This window comes from Streptomyces sp. NPDC056486 (assembly GCF_042795295.1).
In the GTDB taxonomy this organism is placed as follows: domain Bacteria; phylum Actinomycetota; class Actinomycetes; order Streptomycetales; family Streptomycetaceae; genus Streptomyces.
This window is the reverse complement of sequence record NZ_JBHTSF010000014.1, coordinates 76,037-97,146: the sequence shown is the minus strand read 5'-3', so window position 1 is coordinate 97,146 and position 21,110 is coordinate 76,037. Positions and strand designations below refer to the sequence as shown.

Annotated in this window: 20 protein-coding genes; 9 read left to right on the top strand and 11 right to left on the bottom strand. The window is 69.7% G+C overall.

Annotated elements, in window-relative coordinates; translation table 11 throughout:
- The first annotated feature begins 285 nt into the window (after positions 1-285).
- From ACFQ7F_RS09175 to ACFQ7F_RS09155, 5 genes are all read left to right on the top strand, one after another.
- Positions 286-465 carry a hypothetical protein gene (locus ACFQ7F_RS09175; RefSeq protein WP_383268396.1) on the top strand — a complete coding sequence of 60 codons (180 nt, stop codon included), beginning with the start codon at positions 286-288 and terminating at the stop codon, positions 463-465.
- A 103-nt stretch (positions 466-568) separates the two neighbouring features.
- Complete coding sequence (locus tag ACFQ7F_RS09170; protein WP_383268394.1) at positions 569-862, top strand: Dabb family protein; 294 nt, start codon at positions 569-571, stop codon at positions 860-862.
- Between the two features lie 244 nt (positions 863-1,106).
- The gene (locus ACFQ7F_RS09165) at positions 1,107-2,069 is read left to right on the top strand and encodes an RNA polymerase sigma factor SigF (protein ID WP_383268391.1); all 963 of its coding nucleotides are present in this window, start codon (positions 1,107-1,109) and stop codon (positions 2,067-2,069) included.
- 243 nt (positions 2,070-2,312) lie between these two features.
- Positions 2,313-3,173 carry an RNA polymerase sigma factor SigF gene (locus ACFQ7F_RS09160; protein ID WP_383268388.1) on the top strand — a complete coding sequence of 287 codons (861 nt, stop codon included), beginning with the start codon at positions 2,313-2,315 and terminating at the stop codon, positions 3,171-3,173.
- Between the two features lie 189 nt (positions 3,174-3,362).
- Entirely contained in the window at positions 3,363-4,022 is a 660-nt protein-coding gene (locus ACFQ7F_RS09155) for a hypothetical protein (RefSeq protein ID WP_383268385.1), read from the top strand.
- A gap of 91 nt (positions 4,023-4,113) precedes the next feature.
- Here the strand turns inward: ACFQ7F_RS09155 and ACFQ7F_RS09150 are convergent, their stop codons facing one another.
- Positions 4,114-4,320: a hypothetical protein gene (locus tag ACFQ7F_RS09150; RefSeq protein WP_383268383.1), complete on the bottom strand. Its 207-nt coding sequence runs from the start codon at positions 4,318-4,320 to the stop codon at positions 4,114-4,116.
- Between the two features lie 172 nt (positions 4,321-4,492).
- Here ACFQ7F_RS09150 and ACFQ7F_RS09145 point away from each other — a divergent pair, with 172 nt between their 5' ends.
- The 4 genes from ACFQ7F_RS09145 to ACFQ7F_RS09130 all read left to right on the top strand — a co-directional run bounded on the left by ACFQ7F_RS09145 (position 4,493) and on the right by ACFQ7F_RS09130 (position 9,017).
- Complete coding sequence (locus tag ACFQ7F_RS09145) at positions 4,493-4,972, top strand: MarR family winged helix-turn-helix transcriptional regulator (RefSeq protein WP_383268382.1); 480 nt, start codon at positions 4,493-4,495, stop codon at positions 4,970-4,972.
- A 19-nt stretch (positions 4,973-4,991) separates the two neighbouring features.
- Complete coding sequence (locus ACFQ7F_RS09140; protein ID WP_383268379.1) at positions 4,992-7,529, top strand: MFS transporter; 2,538 nt, start codon at positions 4,992-4,994, stop codon at positions 7,527-7,529.
- A gap of 180 nt (positions 7,530-7,709) precedes the next feature.
- Positions 7,710-8,528, top strand: a complete 819-nt coding sequence (locus ACFQ7F_RS09135; protein ID WP_383268377.1) for a YceI family protein — start codon at positions 7,710-7,712, stop codon at positions 8,526-8,528.
- A gap of 27 nt (positions 8,529-8,555) precedes the next feature.
- Positions 8,556-9,017, top strand: coding sequence for a PPOX class F420-dependent oxidoreductase (locus ACFQ7F_RS09130; RefSeq protein ID WP_383268374.1), 462 nt, complete (start codon positions 8,556-8,558; stop codon positions 9,015-9,017).
- Between the two features lie 21 nt (positions 9,018-9,038).
- Here the strand turns inward: ACFQ7F_RS09130 and ACFQ7F_RS09125 are convergent, their stop codons facing one another.
- The 10 genes from ACFQ7F_RS09125 to ACFQ7F_RS09080 all read right to left on the bottom strand — a co-directional run bounded on the left by ACFQ7F_RS09125 (position 9,039) and on the right by ACFQ7F_RS09080 (position 20,906).
- Entirely contained in the window at positions 9,039-9,821 is a 783-nt protein-coding gene (locus ACFQ7F_RS09125) for a TetR/AcrR family transcriptional regulator (protein ID WP_383268372.1), read from the bottom strand.
- 97 nt (positions 9,822-9,918) lie between these two features.
- Positions 9,919-11,436, bottom strand: a complete 1,518-nt coding sequence (locus ACFQ7F_RS09120) for an MFS transporter (protein ID WP_383268369.1) — start codon at positions 11,434-11,436, stop codon at positions 9,919-9,921.
- 170 nt (positions 11,437-11,606) lie between these two features.
- Positions 11,607-13,832 carry an ArnT family glycosyltransferase gene (locus tag ACFQ7F_RS09115; RefSeq protein ID WP_383268367.1) on the bottom strand — a complete coding sequence of 742 codons (2,226 nt, stop codon included), beginning with the start codon at positions 13,830-13,832 and terminating at the stop codon, positions 11,607-11,609.
- The gene (locus tag ACFQ7F_RS09110) at positions 13,829-15,214 is read right to left on the bottom strand and encodes a glycosyltransferase (protein ID WP_383268365.1); all 1,386 of its coding nucleotides are present in this window, start codon (positions 15,212-15,214) and stop codon (positions 13,829-13,831) included. Before ACFQ7F_RS09110 ends, ACFQ7F_RS09115 begins: the two co-directional genes overlap by 4 nt.
- Positions 15,215-15,240: 26 nt before the next feature.
- Positions 15,241-16,860 (bottom strand): sensor histidine kinase, encoded by a 1,620-nt coding sequence (locus tag ACFQ7F_RS09105; protein ID WP_383268362.1) that lies wholly within the window; start codon positions 16,858-16,860, stop codon positions 15,241-15,243.
- Positions 16,857-17,618 carry a response regulator transcription factor gene (locus ACFQ7F_RS09100; protein WP_383268360.1) on the bottom strand — a complete coding sequence of 254 codons (762 nt, stop codon included), beginning with the start codon at positions 17,616-17,618 and terminating at the stop codon, positions 16,857-16,859. Before ACFQ7F_RS09100 ends, ACFQ7F_RS09105 begins: the two co-directional genes overlap by 4 nt.
- Positions 17,619-17,708: 90 nt before the next feature.
- Positions 17,709-18,578, bottom strand: coding sequence for an amidohydrolase family protein (locus ACFQ7F_RS09095; protein ID WP_383268412.1), 870 nt, complete (start codon positions 18,576-18,578; stop codon positions 17,709-17,711).
- A 110-nt stretch (positions 18,579-18,688) separates the two neighbouring features.
- On the bottom strand, positions 18,689-19,117 hold the full coding sequence (locus ACFQ7F_RS09090; protein WP_383268357.1) for an antibiotic biosynthesis monooxygenase family protein: 429 nt from the start codon (positions 19,115-19,117) through the stop codon (positions 18,689-18,691).
- Positions 19,118-19,277: 160 nt separating this feature from the next.
- A complete protein-coding gene (locus tag ACFQ7F_RS09085) occupies positions 19,278-20,171 on the bottom strand; it encodes a DUF2797 domain-containing protein (RefSeq protein ID WP_383268354.1) in 894 nt (297 codons plus the stop codon).
- A gap of 45 nt (positions 20,172-20,216) precedes the next feature.
- Positions 20,217-20,906, bottom strand: a complete 690-nt coding sequence (locus ACFQ7F_RS09080) for a chitinase (protein WP_383268351.1) — start codon at positions 20,904-20,906, stop codon at positions 20,217-20,219.
- Positions 20,907-21,110: the final 204 nt, after the last annotated feature.

The following is a 21,110-nucleotide window of genomic DNA, read 5'->3' as shown; positions in this document are numbered from 1 at the left end:
GCCGCTTCCCCCGATGAGGACTGGAACCCGCAAGCCGGCGCCGTCATTCGGGGGGAAGCAGACGGCGCGTGACCCCGCAGTGGGGCCAGTCCCTTGCCCGCGGATTCCTGCCAGATCCGCTGGGGCACATCACCAATCCTGCGCCCCGCGCCACTGGGAACCGCCCGGCAAAGGGCCTCTGCTGCCGGGCCGTTGGTCCCTAAAGGCCTCGTGAGCAAAGCCCGGGTTAGACTCACGCCCGTCACAGGGGTCACAAGGTGCAGCAGGTAAGGGGAGGCCGAGAGCATGGCCGTGCAGTGGAAAAAAATCGGCCTCTTCGCGGTCGTCGTCTTCATTCTCTACGTGATCATCACTGACCCCGCCAAGGCCGCGGACTATGTGCAGATAGGCTTCGAGGCGGTTTCGGACGCCGCACGGAGCATCGGTGACTTCATGACGTGGGTCGCCAACGGAGGCAAGGACTGAGCGGTTCACCCCGCACGCAGTCCGCCGTTCTTCGCCAGCCTCCTCCCGTCTCCTCCCGTCTTCTCCCGCCGTCCTCATCTCCCCGGCCTTTCCAGGAGTGCGCATGATCCGCCATCTGGTCCTCTTCAAGCTCAACGACGGTGTGCGGCGCGACGAGCCGCGCGTCGTCGAGGGCGTCGAGGCCTTCCGCGCGCTCGGCGGGCAGATCCCGGACCTCGCGTTCTGGGAGTGCGACTGGAACATCACCGACCGGCCCATCGCGTACGACTTCGCCATCAACTCGGCGGTCGAGGACATCGATGCGCTGAAGCGCTACATCGAGCACCCTGCCCACCAGGCGGGCGTCGCTCTGTGGCGTGAGTTCGCCACGTGGGTGATCGCGGACTACGAGTTCTGAGCTTCTGAGCCACCTGGCCCAACAGCCCCGCACCAAGCGGCCCCTCACCGGAACGGTGAGGGGCTTTTCTGCGTCTTACGGCCCAACTTGCCCCTCAACACGTAGTTATCAGGTGCTTGCACACAGTGCACATGTCTTGTGATGCTATGACCGCTTTTGACGGATGAGTTGACCAAGGTCGGCTGATCTTGACCGAGCTCGACAGGGCTTGACTGGGCTTGACCGAGAAGGGGTGGCGTTGACCGTGCCGGCCAGTACTGCGCCCGAAGCACCACCCGTACCGACCGCACCACCCGCACCACCCGTGACCCCGCAGGCGAGCAGCAGCCCCGACACACAGAGCGCGCCGGGCCCACAGGGCGTACAGACCGCCCCCACCGCCCCTGGCGCCCTCAGTGCCCCTACCGGCCCCGCCATCCCCACCATCCCCAGCACCCCCAGCAGCAGGGGCGCCGACACCCGGGCCCTGACGCAGGTGCTCTTCGGGCAGCTCAAGGATCTTGAGCCGGGCAGCCCCGAGCACGGCCGCGTCCGCGGTGCGCTCATCGAGGCCAATCTGCCGCTCGTGCGCTACGCCGCCGCCCGTTTCCGCAGCCGGAACGAGCCGATGGAGGACGTCGTCCAGGTCGGCACGATCGGTCTGATCAACGCCATCGACCGCTTCGACCCCGAGCGCGGCGTGCAGTTCCCGACCTTCGCGATGCCCACCGTGGTCGGCGAGATCAAGCGGTACTTCCGCGACAACGTACGAACGGTCCACGTGCCGCGCCGTCTTCACGAGCTGTGGGTGCAGGTGACCGGGGCGACCGAGGACCTCACCACGGCGTTCGGGCGCTCGCCCACGACCTCGGAGATCGCCGAGCGGCTGCGGATCACCGAGGAGGAGGTTCTGGCCTGTATCGAGGCCGGGCGTTCGTACCACGCGACGTCATTGGAGGCGGCCCAGGAGGGCGACGGCCTTCCCGGTCTGCTCGACCGGCTCGGCTATGAGGACCCGGCACTCGACGGCGTCGAACACCGCGACCTCGTCCGCCATCTCCTCGTCCAACTGCCCGAGCGCGAACAGCGCATCCTGCTTCTGCGCTACTACAGCAATCTGACGCAATCACAGATCAGCGCCGAATTGGGCGTTTCTCAGATGCATGTGTCAAGACTGCTGGCCAGAAGCTTCGCGCGACTTCGATCCGCAAATCGTATCGAGGCGTAACCGTATCGAGTGGACTGCTCTCTCGGCGGTCCCGACGATCTCGCGAGCAGAAAAGCCCCAGACCCCCTCTTTCCTGCATCGATGTCACCCTTATTTGTCGACATGTAACTACAGCGTGTTGCCGACATGTGACATTCTGCTGGAACCGCGTTTGCCGGAGCCCCACGTCCGGTATTCAGGTGGAGGCTGCGTTCCTCCGACGGGGACGTCCGCCGTGACCGTCCGCGACCTCAAGGGGGTGGCATGTCCGCAGACCAGGGCAGCTCGAAGGTGCTCACGCTCACCAAGAGCGAATCAGCGCCCGACGCGCTTGCGAGCTCAAGTGTTTCCGGGGCTTCCGCAGCCATCGACACCCGCACCCTGTCCCGCTCCCTGTTCCTGCGGCTCGCCGCACTCGACAAGGACAGCCCGGAACGTGTCTACGTAAGGGACACGCTGATCGAGCTCAATCTCCCGCTCGTTCGCTATGCGGCGGCACGCTTCCGTAGCCGCAACGAACCGATGGAGGACATCGTTCAGGTCGGCACCATCGGCCTGATCAAGGCGATCGACCGCTTCGACTGCGAACGCGGCGTGGAATTCCCGACGTTCGCGATGCCGACGGTCGTCGGTGAGATCAAGCGCTTCTTCCGCGACACGAGTTGGTCGGTGCGCGTTCCGCGCCGCCTTCAGGAGCTGCGGCTCGCGCTGACGAAGACGAGTGACGAGCTGGCGCAGAAGCTGGACCGCTCACCGACCGTTCCCGAACTCGCCAAGGCGCTCGGAGTGTCCGAGGAGGACGTGGTCGACGGCCTGGCCGTCGGGAACGCGTACACCGCCTCCTCGCTCGACTCCCCGGCCGTCGAGGACGACGGCGGCGAGGGCTCCCTCGCGGACCGCCTGGGGTACGAGGACAGCGCGCTCGAAGGCGTCGAGTACCGCGAGTCCCTCAAGCCCCTGCTCGCCAAGCTGCCGCCGCGCGAGCGCCGCATCATCATGCTGCGCTTCTTCGCGAACATGACGCAGTCGCAGATCGGCGAGGAGGTCGGCATCTCGCAGATGCACGTGTCGCGTCTGCTCACGCGGACGCTTTCGCAGCTGCGGGAAGGGCTCATCGCGGACTGATCGCGCTCCCCCTGTGGCTCAAGGCGCCGCAGGGGGACCGGAGTTGCTGACGGGGTTCCTAATTGACGGACCGTCAGCCACACTGGCGCGATGCGACGTGGCATACGGAACGTACTGGGTGCGTCCACGGCTGCCCTATGTCTGGGCGGGCTGCTTGCCGCCTGCGGCGGCGGGGACGGCGACGGCTATGTGGCCACGGGTCCGGCTGCCGCGGGGCCTGAGCGGGCTGCGGGCAAGGGTGTCGCCCCTACCGGGGACGTGGAGTTGGTGCCGTTGGACGGCAGTGCGGCGCCTGGCGGCAAGAGTGGCGGTGACAGCTCCGAGTCACCGGAGCCGGGCAGCTCGGGTGACTCCGCCGACAAGTCCGCGGGCGATGAGGCCGGTTCGGGCTCCCCGGCCACCCCGGACGGCGACGACCCCACGACCGACGGCGCCAAGCCAGGTCGTACGAAGGGGAGTTCACCAACGGGAAGCTCGGAGGGCGGGACGAGCAGCGCCCCCTCCACCCCTTCCGCGCCCGCCACCAGCACTGGGCCCGGCGGGCCCGCGAAGCTCAGCGTCGGCGATCCGCAGCGGAAGCCCGCGGCTGACCGCTGGTGCGAGAAAGTGACCGTCTCCTTTCGCAACACCGGCGGATCGCCGGTGCGGTCCGGAACGGTCACCTTCGGTACGCACGTTATCGGTGCCCTTGGCGTGGACTGGGCCACGATCAAGTCGACCGTGAAGCTGCCTGCGCCTATCGGCGCCGGTGAGCGGGTCAAGAAGACCTGGCCCGTGTGTGTCGAGGCCTGGCGGGTGCCGCTGGGCATGCATGTGGAGACGCAGGACGTCTCCGTGAAGTGGAAGTAGCGCGCCTTCACCTGCGGGTCCGCCGTGGCTGGGCGCGCAGTTCCCCGCGCCCCTAAGCGCCCCTCCGGGGCACCCGTCCCGGCCGGGAGGTCTACTTCAGCGCCAGCCAAGCCACCCCCGCCACCACCACGATCGCGAGTACGACGCCGATGATCAGGCCGATGCGCGGGCCCGCGGGCGCTGCCGCCGGCTGCTGCGCTCGGCCCTGCTGCGGGGACTCGTCGACGAAGGCGCGGAACATCTGCGTGCTGCCGGCGGGGTCGGGAGTGTTCTGGGGGCCCTGGGGGTTGTGTGCCATAGCACGGGACCCTAGCGAACCATCGGGGGTCGGCCCAACCCCCACTGACCACGGACTTTACGAGCGCGGCCCCAGACCTTTGCCGACTCTTTATGCGGTTGGTCCAGTTTTAGTTTGCCTGCGGCAACCAACTGTCTCTATGGTTGCCCTAAGCAACAACATAGGAGGTGCCGTGGCCGCGCAGCGTCATTACGAGGAGCTGGCCCGACAGCTCAGCGCCATCGGTGCCGTGAAACGTGGCCTCGGAAGAGGCCTGCCGCACGACTGCCCGGCAGGGTCCGCCGCCGTACTCATCCTGCTCGACCGGCACGGAGAGATGCGGATGAGCAGGCTCGCCGAGCTGCTCGCCGTGGACATGTCGGTGACAAGTCGCCACGTGGCCCATGTCGCCGAGAAGGAGTGGATCCTGCGGGATCCCGACCCCGCCGACAAGCGCTCCCGGATCCTGCGCCTGACCCCCGAGGGCAAGGCCAAGGTCAACGAGCTGTCCGACCTGTCCATCAGGACACTCACCCACTACTTGCATGACTGGTCCGACGACGAGGTCGTCCAGCTCAGCGTGCTGCTCTCGCGCCTGCGCGACAGCTTCGGGGACTGCCGTGCGGCTTCGGCCCGGCTCCCCGTCGAAGAGACCACCCGTACACCCGCGTAACGAAGAGGAAGCCCAGCCCATGGCAACAACCACACCATCCGGTGTGCGGGGCAGCCACGCCAAGCACGGAGCGGCGCACGACGCGAGCGCTCCGATGACGCACCGCCAGATCATGGAGGCCCTTTCCGGCCTGCTGCTCGGCATGTTCGTCGCGATCCTGTCGTCGACGATCGTCTCCAACGCCCTGCCTGAAATCATCGGCGACCTGGGCGGCGGCCAGTCCGCCTACACCTGGGTCGTCACCGCGTCGCTCCTGGCGATGACGGCGACCACGCCCCTGTGGGGCAAGCTGTCGGACCTCTTCAGCAAGAAGGCCCTGGTCCAGATAGCACTGATCATCTACGTGCTCGGCTCGGTCGTCGCCGGCCTCTCGCAGAACGCCGGGATGCTGATCGCCTGCCGTGTCGTCCAAGGCATCGGCGTCGGCGGTCTCTCCGCCCTCGCGCAGATCGTGATGGCCGCGATGATCGCCCCGCGCGAGCGTGGCCGTTACTCCGGCTACCTCGGTGCGACCTTCGCCGTCGCCACCGTCGGCGGCCCGCTGCTCGGCGGTGTCATCACCGACACCTCGTGGCTGGGCTGGCGCTGGTGCTTCTACGTCGGCGTGCCCTTCGCGATCATCGCTCTGATCGTCCTGCAGAAGACCCTGAAGCTCCCCGTCGTGAAGCGGGACGTCAAGGTCGACTGGGGCGGCGCCTTCTTCATCTCGGCCTCCGTCTCCCTGCTCCTGGTCTGGGTGACCTTCGCGGGCGACAAGTACGACTGGATGTCCTGGCAGACCGGCGCGATGGTCGGCGGTTCGATCGTCCTCGGGCTGCTCTTCCTGCTCGTCGAGTCCAAGGCGCGCGAGCCGATCATCCCGCTGCGGCTCTTCCGCAACCGCACGATCACCCTCGCCTCCATCGCCTCGCTCTTCGTGGGCGTCGGGATGTTCACGGGCACCGTGTTCTTCAGCCAGTACTTCCAGCTGGCACGCGACAAGTCGCCGACGATGTCCGGCGTCATGACGATCCCGATGATCGCCGGTCTGTTCGTCTCCTCGACGGTCTCGGGCCAGGTCATCACCAAGACCGGCAAGTGGAAGGCCTGGCTGGTCACCGGCGGTGCCCTCCTGACCGCGGGCCTCGGCCTGCTCGGCACGATGCGGTACGACACCGAGTACTGGCACATCGCGATCTTCATGGTGCTCATGGGTCTCGGCATCGGCATGATGATGCAGAACCTCGTGCTCGCCACGCAGAACCAGGTCGCTCCCGAGGACCTCGGCTCCGCGAGCTCGGTCGTCACCTTCTTCCGTTCCCTCGGTGGCGCCATGGGCGTCTCGGCGCTCGGCGCCGTGATGGCCACGCGCATCACCCACTATGTGAAGGACGGCGTCGCCGACCTCGGTCCCAAGGCCGCGGGCATGGGCCACGGCGGTACGGGCGGCGGCGGTATCCCGGACCTGGACAAGCTCCCGGCTCCGTTCCGCACGATCATGGAGAGCGCCTACGGGCACGGCATCGCCGATGTCTTCCTGATCGCCGCGCCGCTCGCCTTCATCGCATTCCTGATCACGATCTTCATCAAGGAGGTCCCGTTGCGTACGTCAGGCGGGCTCGCCCAGGCCGCAGAGGCCGCCGAGGTTCCTGCGACCTCTCCCACCGCCTCGGCGTCGGCCGCCACCGCGGTCACCGACGAGCAGCCGGTCCTCGCCTCGGTCGGCGCGCACACCGAAGCGGGCCCCGACGGCACGCAGAAGCTCGCAGCGGTGGCCTCATCGGCCGCCGGTGCGGCCCCTCTGCAGACCATCGGCGGCGGAACTCCGGTCCACGGCTTCGTCCGCGGCGCGGAGAGCGCTCCGGTCCCGCGGGCCGCGGTCACGCTGATCTCCCTCGGGGGACGGCAGTTGGGCCGTGCGGTCGCGCAGGGCGACGGCTCCTACGCGGTGGACGCGCCGGGCGCGGGCTCGTACGTACTGATCGCTTCGGCCGACGGCTTCCAGCCGCAGGCCTCCACGATCGTCGTCTCCGACGAGGCGCTCACGTACGACATCCTGCTGAGCGGCACGAGCGGCCTCAGCGGTGTGGTGCGGGCCTCCGACGGCAAGCTGCCGGTCGCGGGCGCCATGGTCATCGTGACCGACGTGCGCGGCGACGTCCTGGCCACCGGGCTCACCGGTGAGCAGGGCGAGTTCACCTTCGCCGAGCTGGTGCCCGGACAGGTCACCATCGCAGTGAACGCCGCGGGGCACCGTCCGATGGCGCTGCCCGTCGAGGTCGGCGCGGTCGGCGTCACCCGGGTCGAGGTCGAGCTGAACGCCGGTTCGCAGGTGCTCGGCACCGTGCGCGCCAAGGGCGGTCCGCTGAACGACGCCCGCGTCACGCTTGTGGACGCGGCGGGCAACGTCGTCGCCACCGCGACCACCGGGTCCGACGGCGCGTACGCCTTCAGCGACCTGAACAGCGGCGAGTACACGGTCATCGCGACCGGTTACCCGCCGGTGGCGACGGGCCTGACCGTCTCCGGTGACGGTGTCGGCGACCACGACATCGAGCTCGCCCACCCCGGCGAGTAGTCGACCCCGGCCCGTGCGCGCGCTTCGAGCGGATGAGCGCGCACGGGCCGGTTGTGTAAGGGCCCCCGGGTCGGTGGTGACGCACACGGCAGGGGACGGCCGTGTCACCGCCGCCGGGGGCCGCACTCTTTTTGAGCTTCGACTTTTTGAGCTTTGGCAATGGGCAAGGAGAAAAACGGGATGGGACTCAGCGCTCGGATTCGAACGCGTGACGGGTGGGCGGTTTCCCACGCCGTCGTCACCCTCACCGACATGACCGGTACGCAGGTGCTGCGGGCCGCGGCGGACCAGGAAGGCGCCGTGCGCGACGCGACGGAGCTGACCCCTGGCCCGTACACCGTGATCGTCACCGCGGTCGGCTACGCGCCCGTGGCCTCGACCGCGCTCGTCACGGCGAGCGGCCGCGCCGAGGTCGGCAACGTCGTCCTCGCCCGGCAGGGCGGCACGGAGCTGCCGCCGCCCGGGCCGTGGACCATCGACCCGGCGCACTCGACGGTGGGCGCGGTCGCCCAGCACCTGGGGATCACCAGCGTGCACGGCCGTTTCACGGAGTTCGGCGGGCTCGTGGAGATCGCCGAGGACGTGGAGAAGTCACGCGTCGAGGCGGTCATCAGGTCGGCGTCCATCGACACCGGCAACGGCATGCGGGACGGCCACCTGAAGTCGCCCGACTTCCTGGACGTCGAGCAGTACCCGGAGCTCACCTACCGGTCGACCGGCCTCACGCCGGCCGGTTCGGACCGCTGGACGGTCCAGGGCGAGCTGCAGATGCACGGTGTCGTACGCCCGGTCGAACTCGACCTGAGCTACCTCGGCACCGGCGCCGACCCCTGGGGCGGCACTCGCGCGGCCTTCCGGGCCACGGCGGAGCTGCGCCGGGAGGACTTCGCCATGAACTACAACCAGGTGGTGCAGGCGGGCATCTCGGCGATCGGCACCACCCTGCGGGTGGAGCTGGACATCCAGGCGGTCCAAGGGGACTCCCTCCCGCAGGCCTAGCCGTCCGGGCGGGATTAGGGTGCGTTCATGGCACCCAACATTGCTACCAACACCACGGTTTCGGTCGATGAGTTGCTCGACTTCGTCCGCCCCCGGCACCGCGCCATCCTGCTCACCGCGCGGGCGGACGGAACCCCGCAGGGATCGCCCCTGACCTGCGGGGTCGACGGCTCCGGACGGATCGTGGTCTCCACGTACCCGGAGCGGGCCAAGACCCGCAACGCCAAGCGGAACCCCAAGGTCAGCATCATCGTCCTGAGCGACGACTGGAACGGCCCCTGGGTGCAGATCGACGGCGCGGCCGAGGTCATCGACTCCCCGGATTCGGTGGAGCCCCTCGTCGAGTACTTCCGGAACATCTCCGGTGAGCACCCGGACTGGGACGAGTACCGCGAGGCGATGGTCAAGCAGGGCAAGTCCATCATCCGGATCACTCCGGAGCGGTGGGGCCCGGTGGCCACCGGGGGTTTCCCGGCGGCCAAGGCCTAGCAGCCGGAAGGTCGAGGGGGTCTAGGGGCCCGGCTTGAGCATCGCCTCGATGCCCGCGATCAGCAGGTCGAGCGCGACCTTGAAGTCCAGCTCCCACATCTCCTCGACCGTGGACCCGCCCCGCGCCTCCAGCATCTCGGAGGCGCTGTGCAGGGTCTTCTCCACGTCCGGGTGGTCGTGGACCACGCCCATGGCCTCCTTGAAGTACTCACCCGGGGTCAGCCCCGCCGCGGCGCACCGCGCGAGGTAGTGGCCCTGCACGGTGCCGAATCCGTAGACGAACTGGAAGACCGCGGCGATGGCCCCGGCCTGCTTCTCCACCGGAAGGCCGGTCTCGCGCACCACTTTCTGGACGGTCAGGGCGAACTTGAGCCAGTTCGGGCCGATGTTGAGGTAGTTGCCGACGAGCGGCGAGACCCAGGGGTGCCGGACCAGCACCCGCCGGTACTCCTCGGCCAGTTCGCGCAGCGTCTCGCGCCACCGGTCGGGTGTGACCGAACCCTGGTCCGGCATGACCATCTCCCCGGCGGCCGCGTCCAGGGCCAGTTCGAGGAGGTCGTCCTTGGTGTCGACGTACCAGTACACGGACATCGCCGTGACGTTCAGGTCCGCCGCGAGGCGGCGCATGGAGAACTTGGCGAGGCCCTCCTCGTCCAGGAGGCGGACCGTGGCCTCGGTGATGCGGTCCCGGTCGAGGCCCGACGGCTGATCACTCCTGCGGCCCGCGCCGTTCCGGGGGGCTTTGCCCTCCAGCCAGACGCTGGTCCGCGCGAGGCGCTTCGCGCTGTCGGCTGCCTTCGCCATGGCGCACCTTCCTGGTCCTGAGCTCTTGTACTGGTACCGGTGGTCCCGAGGCCGGTGACAGACCGGAATCGGCCAGTCTGTCGCCCACCCGGCGATGCTATGCGGACGCCGAAGCAGCGTCCGCCTTCGCAGAGTCTGCCCTCTCCGCACGCTTCAGCAACGCGGCTGCCAGCATGCCTCCGAGGAGCACGGCCACCGCGCCCACCAGCTGACTGGTCTCCAGGCCCGAGGAGAACGCGTCGGCGATTCTCGTCCGTTCGCCGTCGGACTCCGCTGCCGCAAGCGCGGCGGGCAGCGAGACCGCGGAGACGGTGACGAGGGAGGCGAAGCGTGAGTTCAGGACAGCGCCGAGCACGGCCACGCCGAGGCCGTTGCCGAACTCCGCGAGCGTGCCGTTGACGCCCGCGCCCACGCCCGCCTTCTCCGGCGGGATCGCGCTCATGATCGCGTTGGCCATGGCGGGCATGGCGAGCGCGATGCCGGCGCCCATCACGATGAGACCGGTCAGCATCCCGGTGTAGTTGTCGCCGCCGAGTACGGCGATCGCGGCGAGGCCCGCGGAGAGCAGGGTCATGCCGATGGCGATCGTCGCGGGAGTGCTTGTCCTCTTCAGGAGGCGTGCGCCGAGCCCTGTGAGGTTGAGCGCGACGACGGTGACCGCGAGCGGCGCCGTGCGCAGACCCGCCTCCAACGGCTCGTATCCGAGCACGAATTGAAGGTGCTGGGTCAGCAGGAACAGCGAACCGCCCATGCCGAAGGCGACCAGGATGGCGCCCGCGACGGCGCCGATGAAGCGCTGGTTGCGGAAGAAGTGCATGTCCAGCATCGGGTACGGGATGCGCAGCTCCCAGAAGACGAAGACGCCGAGGACGACCACGCCCACCGCGGCGGCGACGAACACCTGCGTCGACGTCCAGCCGTGCTCGGGCCCGGAGATGATCGCGTAGACGACCGAGGCCATGCCGATGGTGGAGAGCAGCGCGCCGAGCAGGTCGGGGCGGTCGCCCTGCGGGTTCTTCGACTCGGGGACCAGCTTGATGACGGCCGCGAGCGCGATGAGTACGACGGGGATGTTGATCAGGAAGATCGCGCCCCACCAGAAGTGGTTGAGCATGACCCCGCCCATCAGCGGGCCGAGCGCGAAGCCGAGGGAGTTGACGGTCGACCAGAGGCCGATCGCCTTCATCCGCTCCGTGTCGTCGAAGATCTGCACGACCACCGCGAGCGTGGTGGTGATCAGGAGCGCGCCGCCGATGCCCATTCCGGCCCGCGCGGCGATGAGCTGCGCGGAGGACTGGGCGAGGCCGGCGACCAGCGAACCGATGCCGAAGAGGGCGAGGCCCGCGGTGAGCATCTTCTTGCGGCCGTAGCGGTCGGACGCGCTGCCCGCGGTGAGCAGGAGGCCTGACTGGACGAGCGAGTAGGCGTTGATCATCCACTGGATGTCGGCCGTGGACGCGTCCAGCTCCTTGGTGAGGGAGGGGATGGCGACGTTCAGGACGGTGTTGTCCAGGAGGACGGTGAGCTGGGCGAGGCAGATGACGCCGAGGATCAGCCAGCGCTGGGGGTGCCCTTGTGGGGCTGTGGGGGTCTCGGCGGCTGTCGGTGCCGTCATGCCCTCTCCTTCTGCTTATACGGTGTATGGGGTTCTGGTGATGTACACCGTAAAGCATCTCCCGTACGGCGTACAAGAGGGTTTTCGGAGGGGGGGCCAGAGGGGTTTCCCCGCGGACATGACGGCGGGGCCGACCGCAGGTAGCGGCCGGCCCCGATGTACGCGAACTGTCAGCTCTTCGGCTGGGTCAGGTCGTAGAAGGTCGCGCTGCCGACCGTGACCTTCTTGTACGTGTCCTCCACCCAGGAGGTGATCTTGGAGGAGGTGCCGCTGTCGCCGCCCATGCCGCCTCCCATGCCACCGCCCGAGATGAAGTAGTGGATCTTCCCGTCCTCGACGTACTGCTTGAACTGCGCGAGGGTCGGTGACGGGTCGCTGCCGTTGAAGCCGCCGATGGCCATCACCGGGTCGCCGGTGGAGAGCTGGTAACTCGCCGCGTTCTGCGAGCCGATGGCCGCCGCCGCCCAGGTGTAGTCCTCGGCGTTCGCCTCAAGGAGCTTCTTCGCCTTGGCGCTGACCTGGGCGCCGTCGAGGAGGCCGCCCATGCCGCCGCCTCCGCCCATGCCGCCGCGCTCGCCGGTACGGCCGCCCTGCTGCTGACCCTTCTGGCCCTGCTGGCCCTGGGCGCCCTGGGGGCTCTGCTTGCCGTTCTGGCCCGGGGGCTGACCCATGCCGCCACCGTTCTGGCCTCCGGTGGGGGGCTGCATGGCGTTGTTGCCCTGCTTGCCGTTCTGCCCCTGCTGGCCGGGCGGCTGCATCCCGCCGCCTCCGCCCTTGCCGCCCCCGCCGGGACCGCCACCACCGGGGCCGCCGCCCATCCGCCCCGCCGAAGCGGGACCCGCGGTCACGATCGACCCGGTGTGCGCGCTGTTCACCGTGGAGAAGGTGTACGCGACCGGTCCCGCAACGGATGCGGCCAAGCTCAGTCCCACCGCCACGAGGGCGAGTTGCCGCCCGAGCCGGGCCGCGAGCAGCAGGCCGAGCGCGCCCACGAGGCCGCCGACGAGCACCGCCCAGCGCAGCCAGGGCAGATAGTCCGGGGTCCGGCCGAGCAGGGTGTACCCCCACCAGGCCGTGCCCGCGACACTCACGCCGAGCAGCGCGCCCGCCCACCACTTGGCGCGCTCCTCCCACAGGACCGTGGCCCCCATGCCGATCAGCGCCGCGATGTAGGGGGCGAGGGCGATCGTGTAGTACTGGTGGAAGATCCCCGCCATGAAGCTGAAGACGGCCGCCGTCATCAGGAGCGCGCTGCCCCACGCCACGAACGCCGAGCGCGCGGTGTCGGTCCTGCGGGCCTTCCAGGTGAGGACGATGCCGCCGACGAGCAGGATCAGGGCGGCCGGGATCAGCCAGGAGATCTGGCTGCCGACCTCGGAGTTGAACATCCGCCCGAGCCCGGTTTCGCCCCACTGGCTGCCACCGCCGCCACCGCCACGGCCTCCGCCGCCCCCGCCGACGCTGCCCGCCTCTTCCCCGTTGATGCGGCCGAGGCCGTTGTAGCCGAAGGTCAGCTCAAGGAAGGAGTTCTTCTGCGATCCGCCGATGTACGGGCGTGATGACGCGGGCCACAGTTCGACGATGGCCACCCACCAGCCGCCGGCCACGATCATCGCGAGCCCGGAGAGGGCGAGCTGACCGAAGCGCTTGCGCAGCCGCACGGGCGCGCACACCGCGTACAGGACCGCGAGCGGCGGCAGGATCAGGAACGCCTGCAGCGTCTTGGCCAGGAAGGCGACGCCGACCGCGACGCCCGCCCACACCAGCCACTTGGTGCGGCCGTTCTCCAGGGCGCGCAGGACGCAGTACACGGTGACGGTCATCAGGAGCGCGAGGATCGCGTCCGGGTTGTTGAACCGGAACATCAGCGCGGCGACGGGCGTGAGCGCGAGCACGGCGCCCGCGATGAGCCCGGCCGCCGGGCTGAAGCGGCGGCGGACTGCGGCGTAGAGGACGCCGACCGTCGCGACGCCCATGAGCACCTGCGGGGCGAGCACCGCCCAGGAGTTGAGCCCGAAGAGCCGCACGGAGAGTGCCATCGGCCAGAGCGCGGCCGGGGGCTTGTCGACGGTGATCGCGTTGCCCGCGTCGAGCGAGCCGAAGAACATCGCCTTCCAGCTCTGGCTGCCCGCCTGGACGGCGGCGGAGTAGAAGGAGTTGGCGTAGCCGGACGCGCTGAGGTTCCAGAAGTAGAGGACCGCGGTCGCGAGCAGCAGGCCCAGGAAGGCGGGGCGCGCCCAGCGCGGGTCTTCGGGACGTCCGCGCCAGGCGCGGGACCCGACGCGGGCGAGGAAGCCGCCCGCTCCCGCACGCCGGTGTGCGGCGCCTTCGTGGGGCGGCGCCGCCGGTGGCGGGGGTGCCTGATGGGCCGAGTGATCGGGGTGGGTGGTCGTCATCGCGCGTTCCTCGGGTCGTGGGTGTCCGCGGCTGCGGTGACGCGGAACTGCTGTTCCTGTTCGGGGAGTTGCTCGGAGAGTTGCGTGGGGAGTTGCTCGTAACGGATGACGGGGGTCGCTGCGGCGTCGCGGCGCTCCGGGAAGACCCAGGCCCGCAGCAGCAGGAACCGCAGCACTGTCGCCGCGAGGTTGGCGGCTATGAGGACCGCGAGTTCCGTGCCGTGGGAAGCGTTGCCCGATGCCGCGTCCAGGGCGGCGAGCGAGCCGCTGGTCAGGGCGAGCCCGATGGCGAAGACCACGAGGCCCTGTGCCTGGTGGCGCATCGCTCGGTCGCGGCCCCGCACCCCGAAGGTGAGGCGGCGGTTGGCTGCGGTGTTGGCCACCGCCGACACGAGCAGGGCGAGCGCGTTGGCCACCTGCGAGCCCGAGAACGTACGGAAGCCGGAGTACAGGAGCAGATAAAAGAGTGTGGAGAGCGCGCCGACCACGCAGAAGCCGACCAGCTGGCGGGCAAGGCCGCCCGGGACTCCGGCCAGTTGGCGGTCGCGCGGGTCGTCCCCGAAGGGGCGCGCGAGGCGGTCGAGCGGGAGCGCGCCGACCGTGAGGGCGCGCCCGACCCGCCACACTCCCTTGAGGTCGTCCGTGGCCGTCTTGACCAGGTGGACCGTGGAGTTCGGGTCGTCGACCCAGTCGACCGGCACTTCGTGGATGCGCAGACCCGCACGCTCGGCGAGCACCAGCATCTCCGTGTCGAAGAACCACCCCGTGTCCTCGACGAGCGGAAGCAGCACCCCCGCCACGTCACCCCTGATCGCCTTGAACCCGCACTGGGCGTCGGAGAAGCGCGCGTGCAGGGAGCTGCGCAGGATGAGGTTGTAACTGCGCGAGATGAACTCCCGCTTGGGGCCGCGCACCACGCGCGAACTGCGCGCGAGCCGGGAGCCGATCGCCAGGTCCGAGTGCCCGGAGATCAGCGGCGCCACCAGCGGGAGCAGAGCGTTCAGGTCGGTGGACAGGTCCACGTCCATGTAGGCGAGGACGGGGGCGTCCGAAGCCGACCACACGGCGCGCAGGGCACGCCCGCGCCCCTTCTGCTCAAGGCGCGTGTAGCGGACCTCTTCGCTCGACGCCGCGAGCTGCGCCGCCACCTCGGGGGTGCGGTCCGTGGACGCGTTGTCCGCGATGGTGATGCGGAAGGGGTAGGGGAAGGTGCGTACGAGGTGGTCGTGCAGGCGCCGCACACACGGCTGAAGGTCCTTCTCCTCGTTGTAGACGGGGATCACGATGTCCAGGACGGGCACATCGCGCCATCCGGCGGGGAGGTGGGCCCGCGCCGGCAGAGGGACCGAAACAGCGCCGCCCGGGGAAGAGTCGGTTTGCATGACACCGACATTCGCCAAGTGGTCTGTCAGGCCTGTGTGGTGAGCCTGTGGCCCGCCTGTGAGTCCCACCCGGGGCCGCTGACCTGGGCCGATGCATGGCCCGCCGCCTGTTCGTACGCGGCGGGCAGCGTCACCGTGAACACCGTCCGGCCCGGCGCGCTGTCCACCGTCACACCGCCGCCGTGCGCCGCGACTATGGCCTGCACGAGGGCGAGGCCGAGCCCCGTGGAACCGGCGTTGCGGGAGCGCGACGCGTCGCCGCGGGCGAACCGTTCGAAGACGTGGGGGAGGAGGGCGGGGGCGATGCCGGGGCCGTTGTCCTCGATCTCCAGGCACACGCCGGGTCCGGCCCACCGCACGCGTGCGGTGACCTTCGTGCCCGGTGGCGTGTGCGTACGCGCGTTGGCGAGGAGGTTGACGACGACCTGGTGGAGGCGGGCCGGGTCGGCGAGGACGAGGGCCGGCTCGTCCGGCAGCTCCAGGGCCCAGTAGTGCTCGGGGCCCGCGGCCCGCGCGTCGCCCACCGTGTCCACGACCAGCGGTGAGAGATCAGTGCTCTGATACGAGAGCGGCAGTCGGGCGCCGGGTCCTCCGCCACCGGGGCCATTACTGGCCGCGCGTCCGCCGTCACGCCCCTCGTCGAGGCGGGCGAGCAGCAGCAGGTCCTCCACGAGCCCCGTCATCCGCTGTGCCTCGGACTCGATCCGACCGAGCGCGTGCCGCGTGTCGGGCCCTGTCGACTCCCGCCCCCTGCGCGTCAGTTCGGCATATCCACGGATCGAGGCCAGCGGCGTACGCAGCTCATGGCTGGCGTCCGCGACGAACTGCCGTACCCGCGTCTCGCTCTCCTGGCGTGCGTGCAGCGCGGAGTGCACATGGTCGAGCATCCGGTTGAGAGCGGCGCCCACCTGCCCGACCTCCGTGTTCGGCTCCGTGTCGGGGACGCGCTCGTACAGCGTCACCTCGCCGCTGTGCAGCGGGAGTTCGGAGACCCGGGTCGCCGTCGCCGCGACCCGGCGCAGCGGGCGAAGGGCGACGCCGACCATGGCCGCACCGGCGAGCGAGGCGGCCACCAGGCCCGCGGCGGTGACACTGACCTCGACGATGATCAGCGTTTCGAGGGTGTTCCGCACCTTGGCCGTGGGGATGCCGACGAGGAAGTCGCCGTTGGGGCCCGTCGCGTACTTCACGCGGTACTCGCCGATGCCGGGGACGTCGACGTTGTGCGGATGCCCGTCCCGCGGCACGGAGCCCAGCGCGGCGGACTGCGCCGCGTCGAGCTGGTCGGTCTGCGGCTCGAAGGTTCCGCTGTCCGGCTCGTCGCTGACCAGGGCCTGGCCGACCGAGCCGTCGTTCTCGACGACGGCCCCGATGGTGCCGACCTCCTGGGGGCCCTTGGAGACGAACCGCAACGGATCGCCCGGATCCACGGAAAGGCCGCCGTGGCCGCCGTCCCCCGGCTTCGGCTGCGGCCCTTTCGCCCGCATCGCGACCGTGTCGAGCGAACTGTCCAGCTGGTCGTACAGGTGCGAGTGCAGCGCGATGGTCGTCACCGTGCCGATCACCGCGCAGACGACGGCGATCAGCGCCACCGCCGAGACGACGAGCCGCGTCCGCAGCGACCGCGGCTGCCGTCTCCGCTTCATGAGGCGGCTGCCGCCTCGGTCGCGGGCGCGGGCTTGATCAGGTATCCGGCACCGCGCCGCGTGTGGATCATCGGCTCACGTCCGGCGTCGATCTTCCTGCGGAGATACGAGATGTACAGCTCGACGACGTTGGCCTGGCCCCCGAAGTCGTAGTTCCACACGCGGTCCAGGATCTGTGCCTTGCTGAGCACGCGCCGCGGATTGCGCATCAGATAGCGAAGGAGCTCGAACTCGGTGGCGGTGAGGTGGATGGAGTCCCCGCCACGCGTGACCTCGTGGCTGTCCTCGTCGAGGGTGAGGTCCCCGACGGCGAGCACGGACTCGCTGCGCCGGTCGGAGGCCCCGGCCCGGCGGATGAGCCCGCGAAGGCGCGCGACGACTTCCTCCAGGCTGAAGGGCTTGGTGACGTAGTCGTCGCCCCCGGCGGTGAGCCCGGCGATCCGGTCCTCGACGGCGTCCTTGGCCGTCAGGAACAGCACGGGCACGTCGGGCAGCTCACGCCGCAGCCGTCCGAGCACGGCGAGGCCGTCCATGTCGGGCAGCATCATGTCGAGCACCACGGCGTCGGGCCTGAAGGCACGGGCGGCGCGCACCGCACCCGCGCCGTCCCCCGCACTGCGGATCTGCCAGCCCTCGTACCGCAGGGCCATGGAGAGCAGCTCGGTCAGCGACACCTCGTCGTCGACGACGAGCACGCGGACGGGGCTGCCGTCCGCCCTGAGCAGTTCGGTACGCCCCTGGGGCGAGGTCGTAGTCATGGCAGACAGCCTGCGCCGGGGCCCTGAGAGTGCTCTTGCCAGAACCTGTGAATTCCCTGAGAAAGGGCCCGGGCGCCGGGCGCCGGTTTCCTAGGCCTTGTCGCCCCGCAGCCCGAAGAGCCGGGCCGCGTTCCCGTGGCAGACCGCGCGCAGCCAGTCGTCCCCCAGGCCGAGCCGCTCAAGGGCGTGCAGCTGATGGACGTACGCGTGCGGAATATTGGGGAAGTCCGTCCCGAGGAGAATCCGGTCCCCCAGGTCGGCGAGGCGCGGCAGCTCCGCCCGCGGGAACGGCGAGAACCCCTCGGAGAAGTCGGTGAACGTCAGGGTCGTGTCCAGCCTGACCTCGCCGTACCGCTCGGCGAGGTCGAGGAAGTCGACGTACTCCGGCATCCCCATGTGCGCCACGACGAGCCGCAGCCGAGGGTGGCGCGCGAGCAGCCGCCCGATCGGCTCGGGCCCGGTGTGCTTGCCCGGCGCGGGCCCTGACCCGCAGTGCGTCACGACCGGGACACCGGCGTCGGCGAGCAGGCCCCAGACGGGGTCGAGTTCCGCGTCATTGGGGTCGTAGGCACCCACCTGCACATGGGACTTGAAGATCCGGGCCCCGGCGTCGACGGCGTCTCGCACGTACGCCTCCGCTCCCGGCTCGGGGTAGAAGGTCGCGGTGTGCAGGCAGTCGGGCGTCCGGCTGGCGAAGTCGGCGGCCCACCCGTTGAGCCACTCCGCCATGCCGGCCTTGTGCGGATAGATCATCGAGGTGAAGGCCCGCACACCGAACTCCCGCAGGAGGTCAAGCCGTTGCTGCTCCTCGTGCCGGTAGGTGATGGGCCACTTCACGCCGGTCAGCGGCCCGGCGGAATCGAAGTAGTCCCACACCTTGTTCAGCACGCGCTCGGGCATGAAGTGCGTATGTACGTCGATGAGTCCGGGCAGCCCGAGCCGCTCCCAGAACCGCACCACGCCGCTTGCCTCATGGCTGCCGCTGCTTGCCTCGTGACTGCCGCGGCTTGACTCATGGCTGCCACCGCTTGACTCGTGACTGGCGCCGCTCACCTCGTGGCTGTCCCCGCTCAAGACCGGGACTCCGCCGCTGCGTGGCTCCGCGATTCCGTGGCTCCGTGACTCCGCTCGAAGCTGTAGCTCCGCTCCACCTTGGCGACATGGACGGCGTACTTCTCGTACCACTCACCGCGCCCGCGCTGCTGCGCCGCGCGGTGCTCGCCGTCGCCGCGCCACCGCAGGATCGCTTCCTCGTCGCGGAAGTACCCGACGGTGATGCCGAGCCCGCCCGGCGTCCGCGCGGACTCGATCCCCAGGAAGCCGGGCACGGCGGAGACGAGGTCCTCCATACGGGCGGCGGTCTCGTCATAGCCGTCGTCGTGGCCGTCGCCATAACCGTCGTCGTGGCCGTCCTCGGCTTCGGTCCTCACCGAGGTGAACACGACTGTGTAATAGGGCGGCTCGAAGGGTTGGACAGGCGTCACGGGCTGATCACTCATGTCCCAAGACTCGGCCGAGCCGCACCCGCCTGTCCACCCTCTCGCTGCCTTCATTGCCCTACGGGCAGGCAGTCTTGACCTTCCGGTCAGCTTCGGCGACCGCGACGGCACTCGGGCCTCGGCGGCACTCAGGGCGTACGGGGCTCAGGGCGTACGGGGCTCAGAAGAGACCGCCCTGGACAACGGGCACCTCCCGTACGGGAACAGTCGTACGCGCCGCTTCCCGACCCCCTCCCCGCGTCCCTTCGAGCCGCCACCCTCGCAGCAGCCGGCTGTCGAGGACGATGAGCCGCCCGCCGTCGTCGAGATACAGATCGGGCCCGGCCACGGCGACGAGATCCCCCAGCACCACCCCACCGTCGACGAGCTCGGTGACGGCGAACCCGCCGACGCCCGCAAGACGCTCCACCCCGAACGCGACCCCGTGGTCCACGACCCCGTGGCCCACCACCCCGCGTTCCCCGAGGGCCACCCGCTCCAGCGACTCGGGCCACCCGTCGAGCGCGAGGGCGAAGCCATGCATCCGCTCCAGCTCGCGCCGCCGCTCGTCCGCCCCCGGCAAGGTGGCCCTGACGGCCCGCTTCTTGGCGTACGAAATCCGGTCCGGCACCCCGAGGGCGACCCGGAGCAGCTCCTCGGCCCGCCGCGCGGCCATCAAGGGCCCGCGCCCCAGCCAGGCGAAGGCAACGGCCCCCTGTTCGAGCAGCCGCGCAGGCCCCCGCTCCTCGCGGGTGATCCCGACCTTCACCATCCCGACGCCGAACCACGCGAGATAGACGCGGTAGGTACGCGGATCGTCGGCGATGGTGTCGGCGGCCACCGAGTGCGCACGGTCGAGCCGCGCACACTCGGCGCACCGCGCCTGCGTCCCCCGCCCCGGCACGACAGCGGCGACAGGGCAGGGATTTCCCCGCGCCCCCACGCACTCCCGCCGCCCGATGGCCCGGAACCCCACTCGCCGCCCCACGACCAGCGGACTGACGTCCCCCCGCTCCCACACGAGCCCGGGCCGCTCTGCATCCGCCCAGCTCAACCCCGCACTGCGCCACTCCATGGGGACAGTCTTACGCCCTGCCTCAAGAGAGCTCCACCACCTGCCTCAACAGCTCACGTGCCGTCCGGGCGCGGCGTGCAGCACGCGTACGAACTCCCGGTAGAGCCCGACCCGGTGCTTCACCTGCTCGGGCCGCCCTCCGTCGCACTCGGGCCCGTTGAGACTGCGGATGGTCTCGCCGAACCCCTTCTTCTCCACCATGGCCTCGTGCCCGGTCAGGGTGCCCATCCCGGTCTGGGTGTTCCAGTACCAAAGGGCGGTCATCCAGGCCACCTTCGGGTCGCGCTCCACAAGACCCGGATCATTGAGCAGGTCGATCCCCAGCGCGTCCCCGGCGGCCTTGTAGTTGAAGTTCCAGCTCAGCATGATCGCGCCGCGCCCGTAGTACGCGGACTCGCCCGCCGGACACCCATAGGGCTGGGTCTTGTCGCAGAAGATCGGATACGTCGACTCGTCCTGAGCCACGACATAGAACAGCCCCCCGGTCTCATGACTGACGTTGGCCAGGAAGGCGGCGGCTTCCTGGCGCCGCACCGTCTTGCTGCCCGTCCGCGCGAACTCGGGGTAGGCACGGGTGGCCTCGACGAGACCGTCGTACGTGAAGAAGGAGTTCCGCTCGGGGAACATCCGCTCGAACCGCGCCTCACTGACGACAAACCGCGTCTTGCCCCGCCCCTCGGCGGCAGCGGTACCGCTCGTTCCGGAGCTCACTCCAGAGCTCACCCCAGAACTCACCCCGGAGAGCACCGCAAGTCCGACCAGTACAGCGAGGGCTCGTCTTCTCCACACCGCGTCATCACTCTCCTCGGACGTCACCCAACCCCGGCGGGATTGGTCCGGACCATTGTGCCGTGCATGTCAATGGCACGGCATCAACTCCAGCTGCGGGCAAGTATGTTGAGCGCGCTTTCACCGCAGCGAAGAGCGGCACGCTGAGCA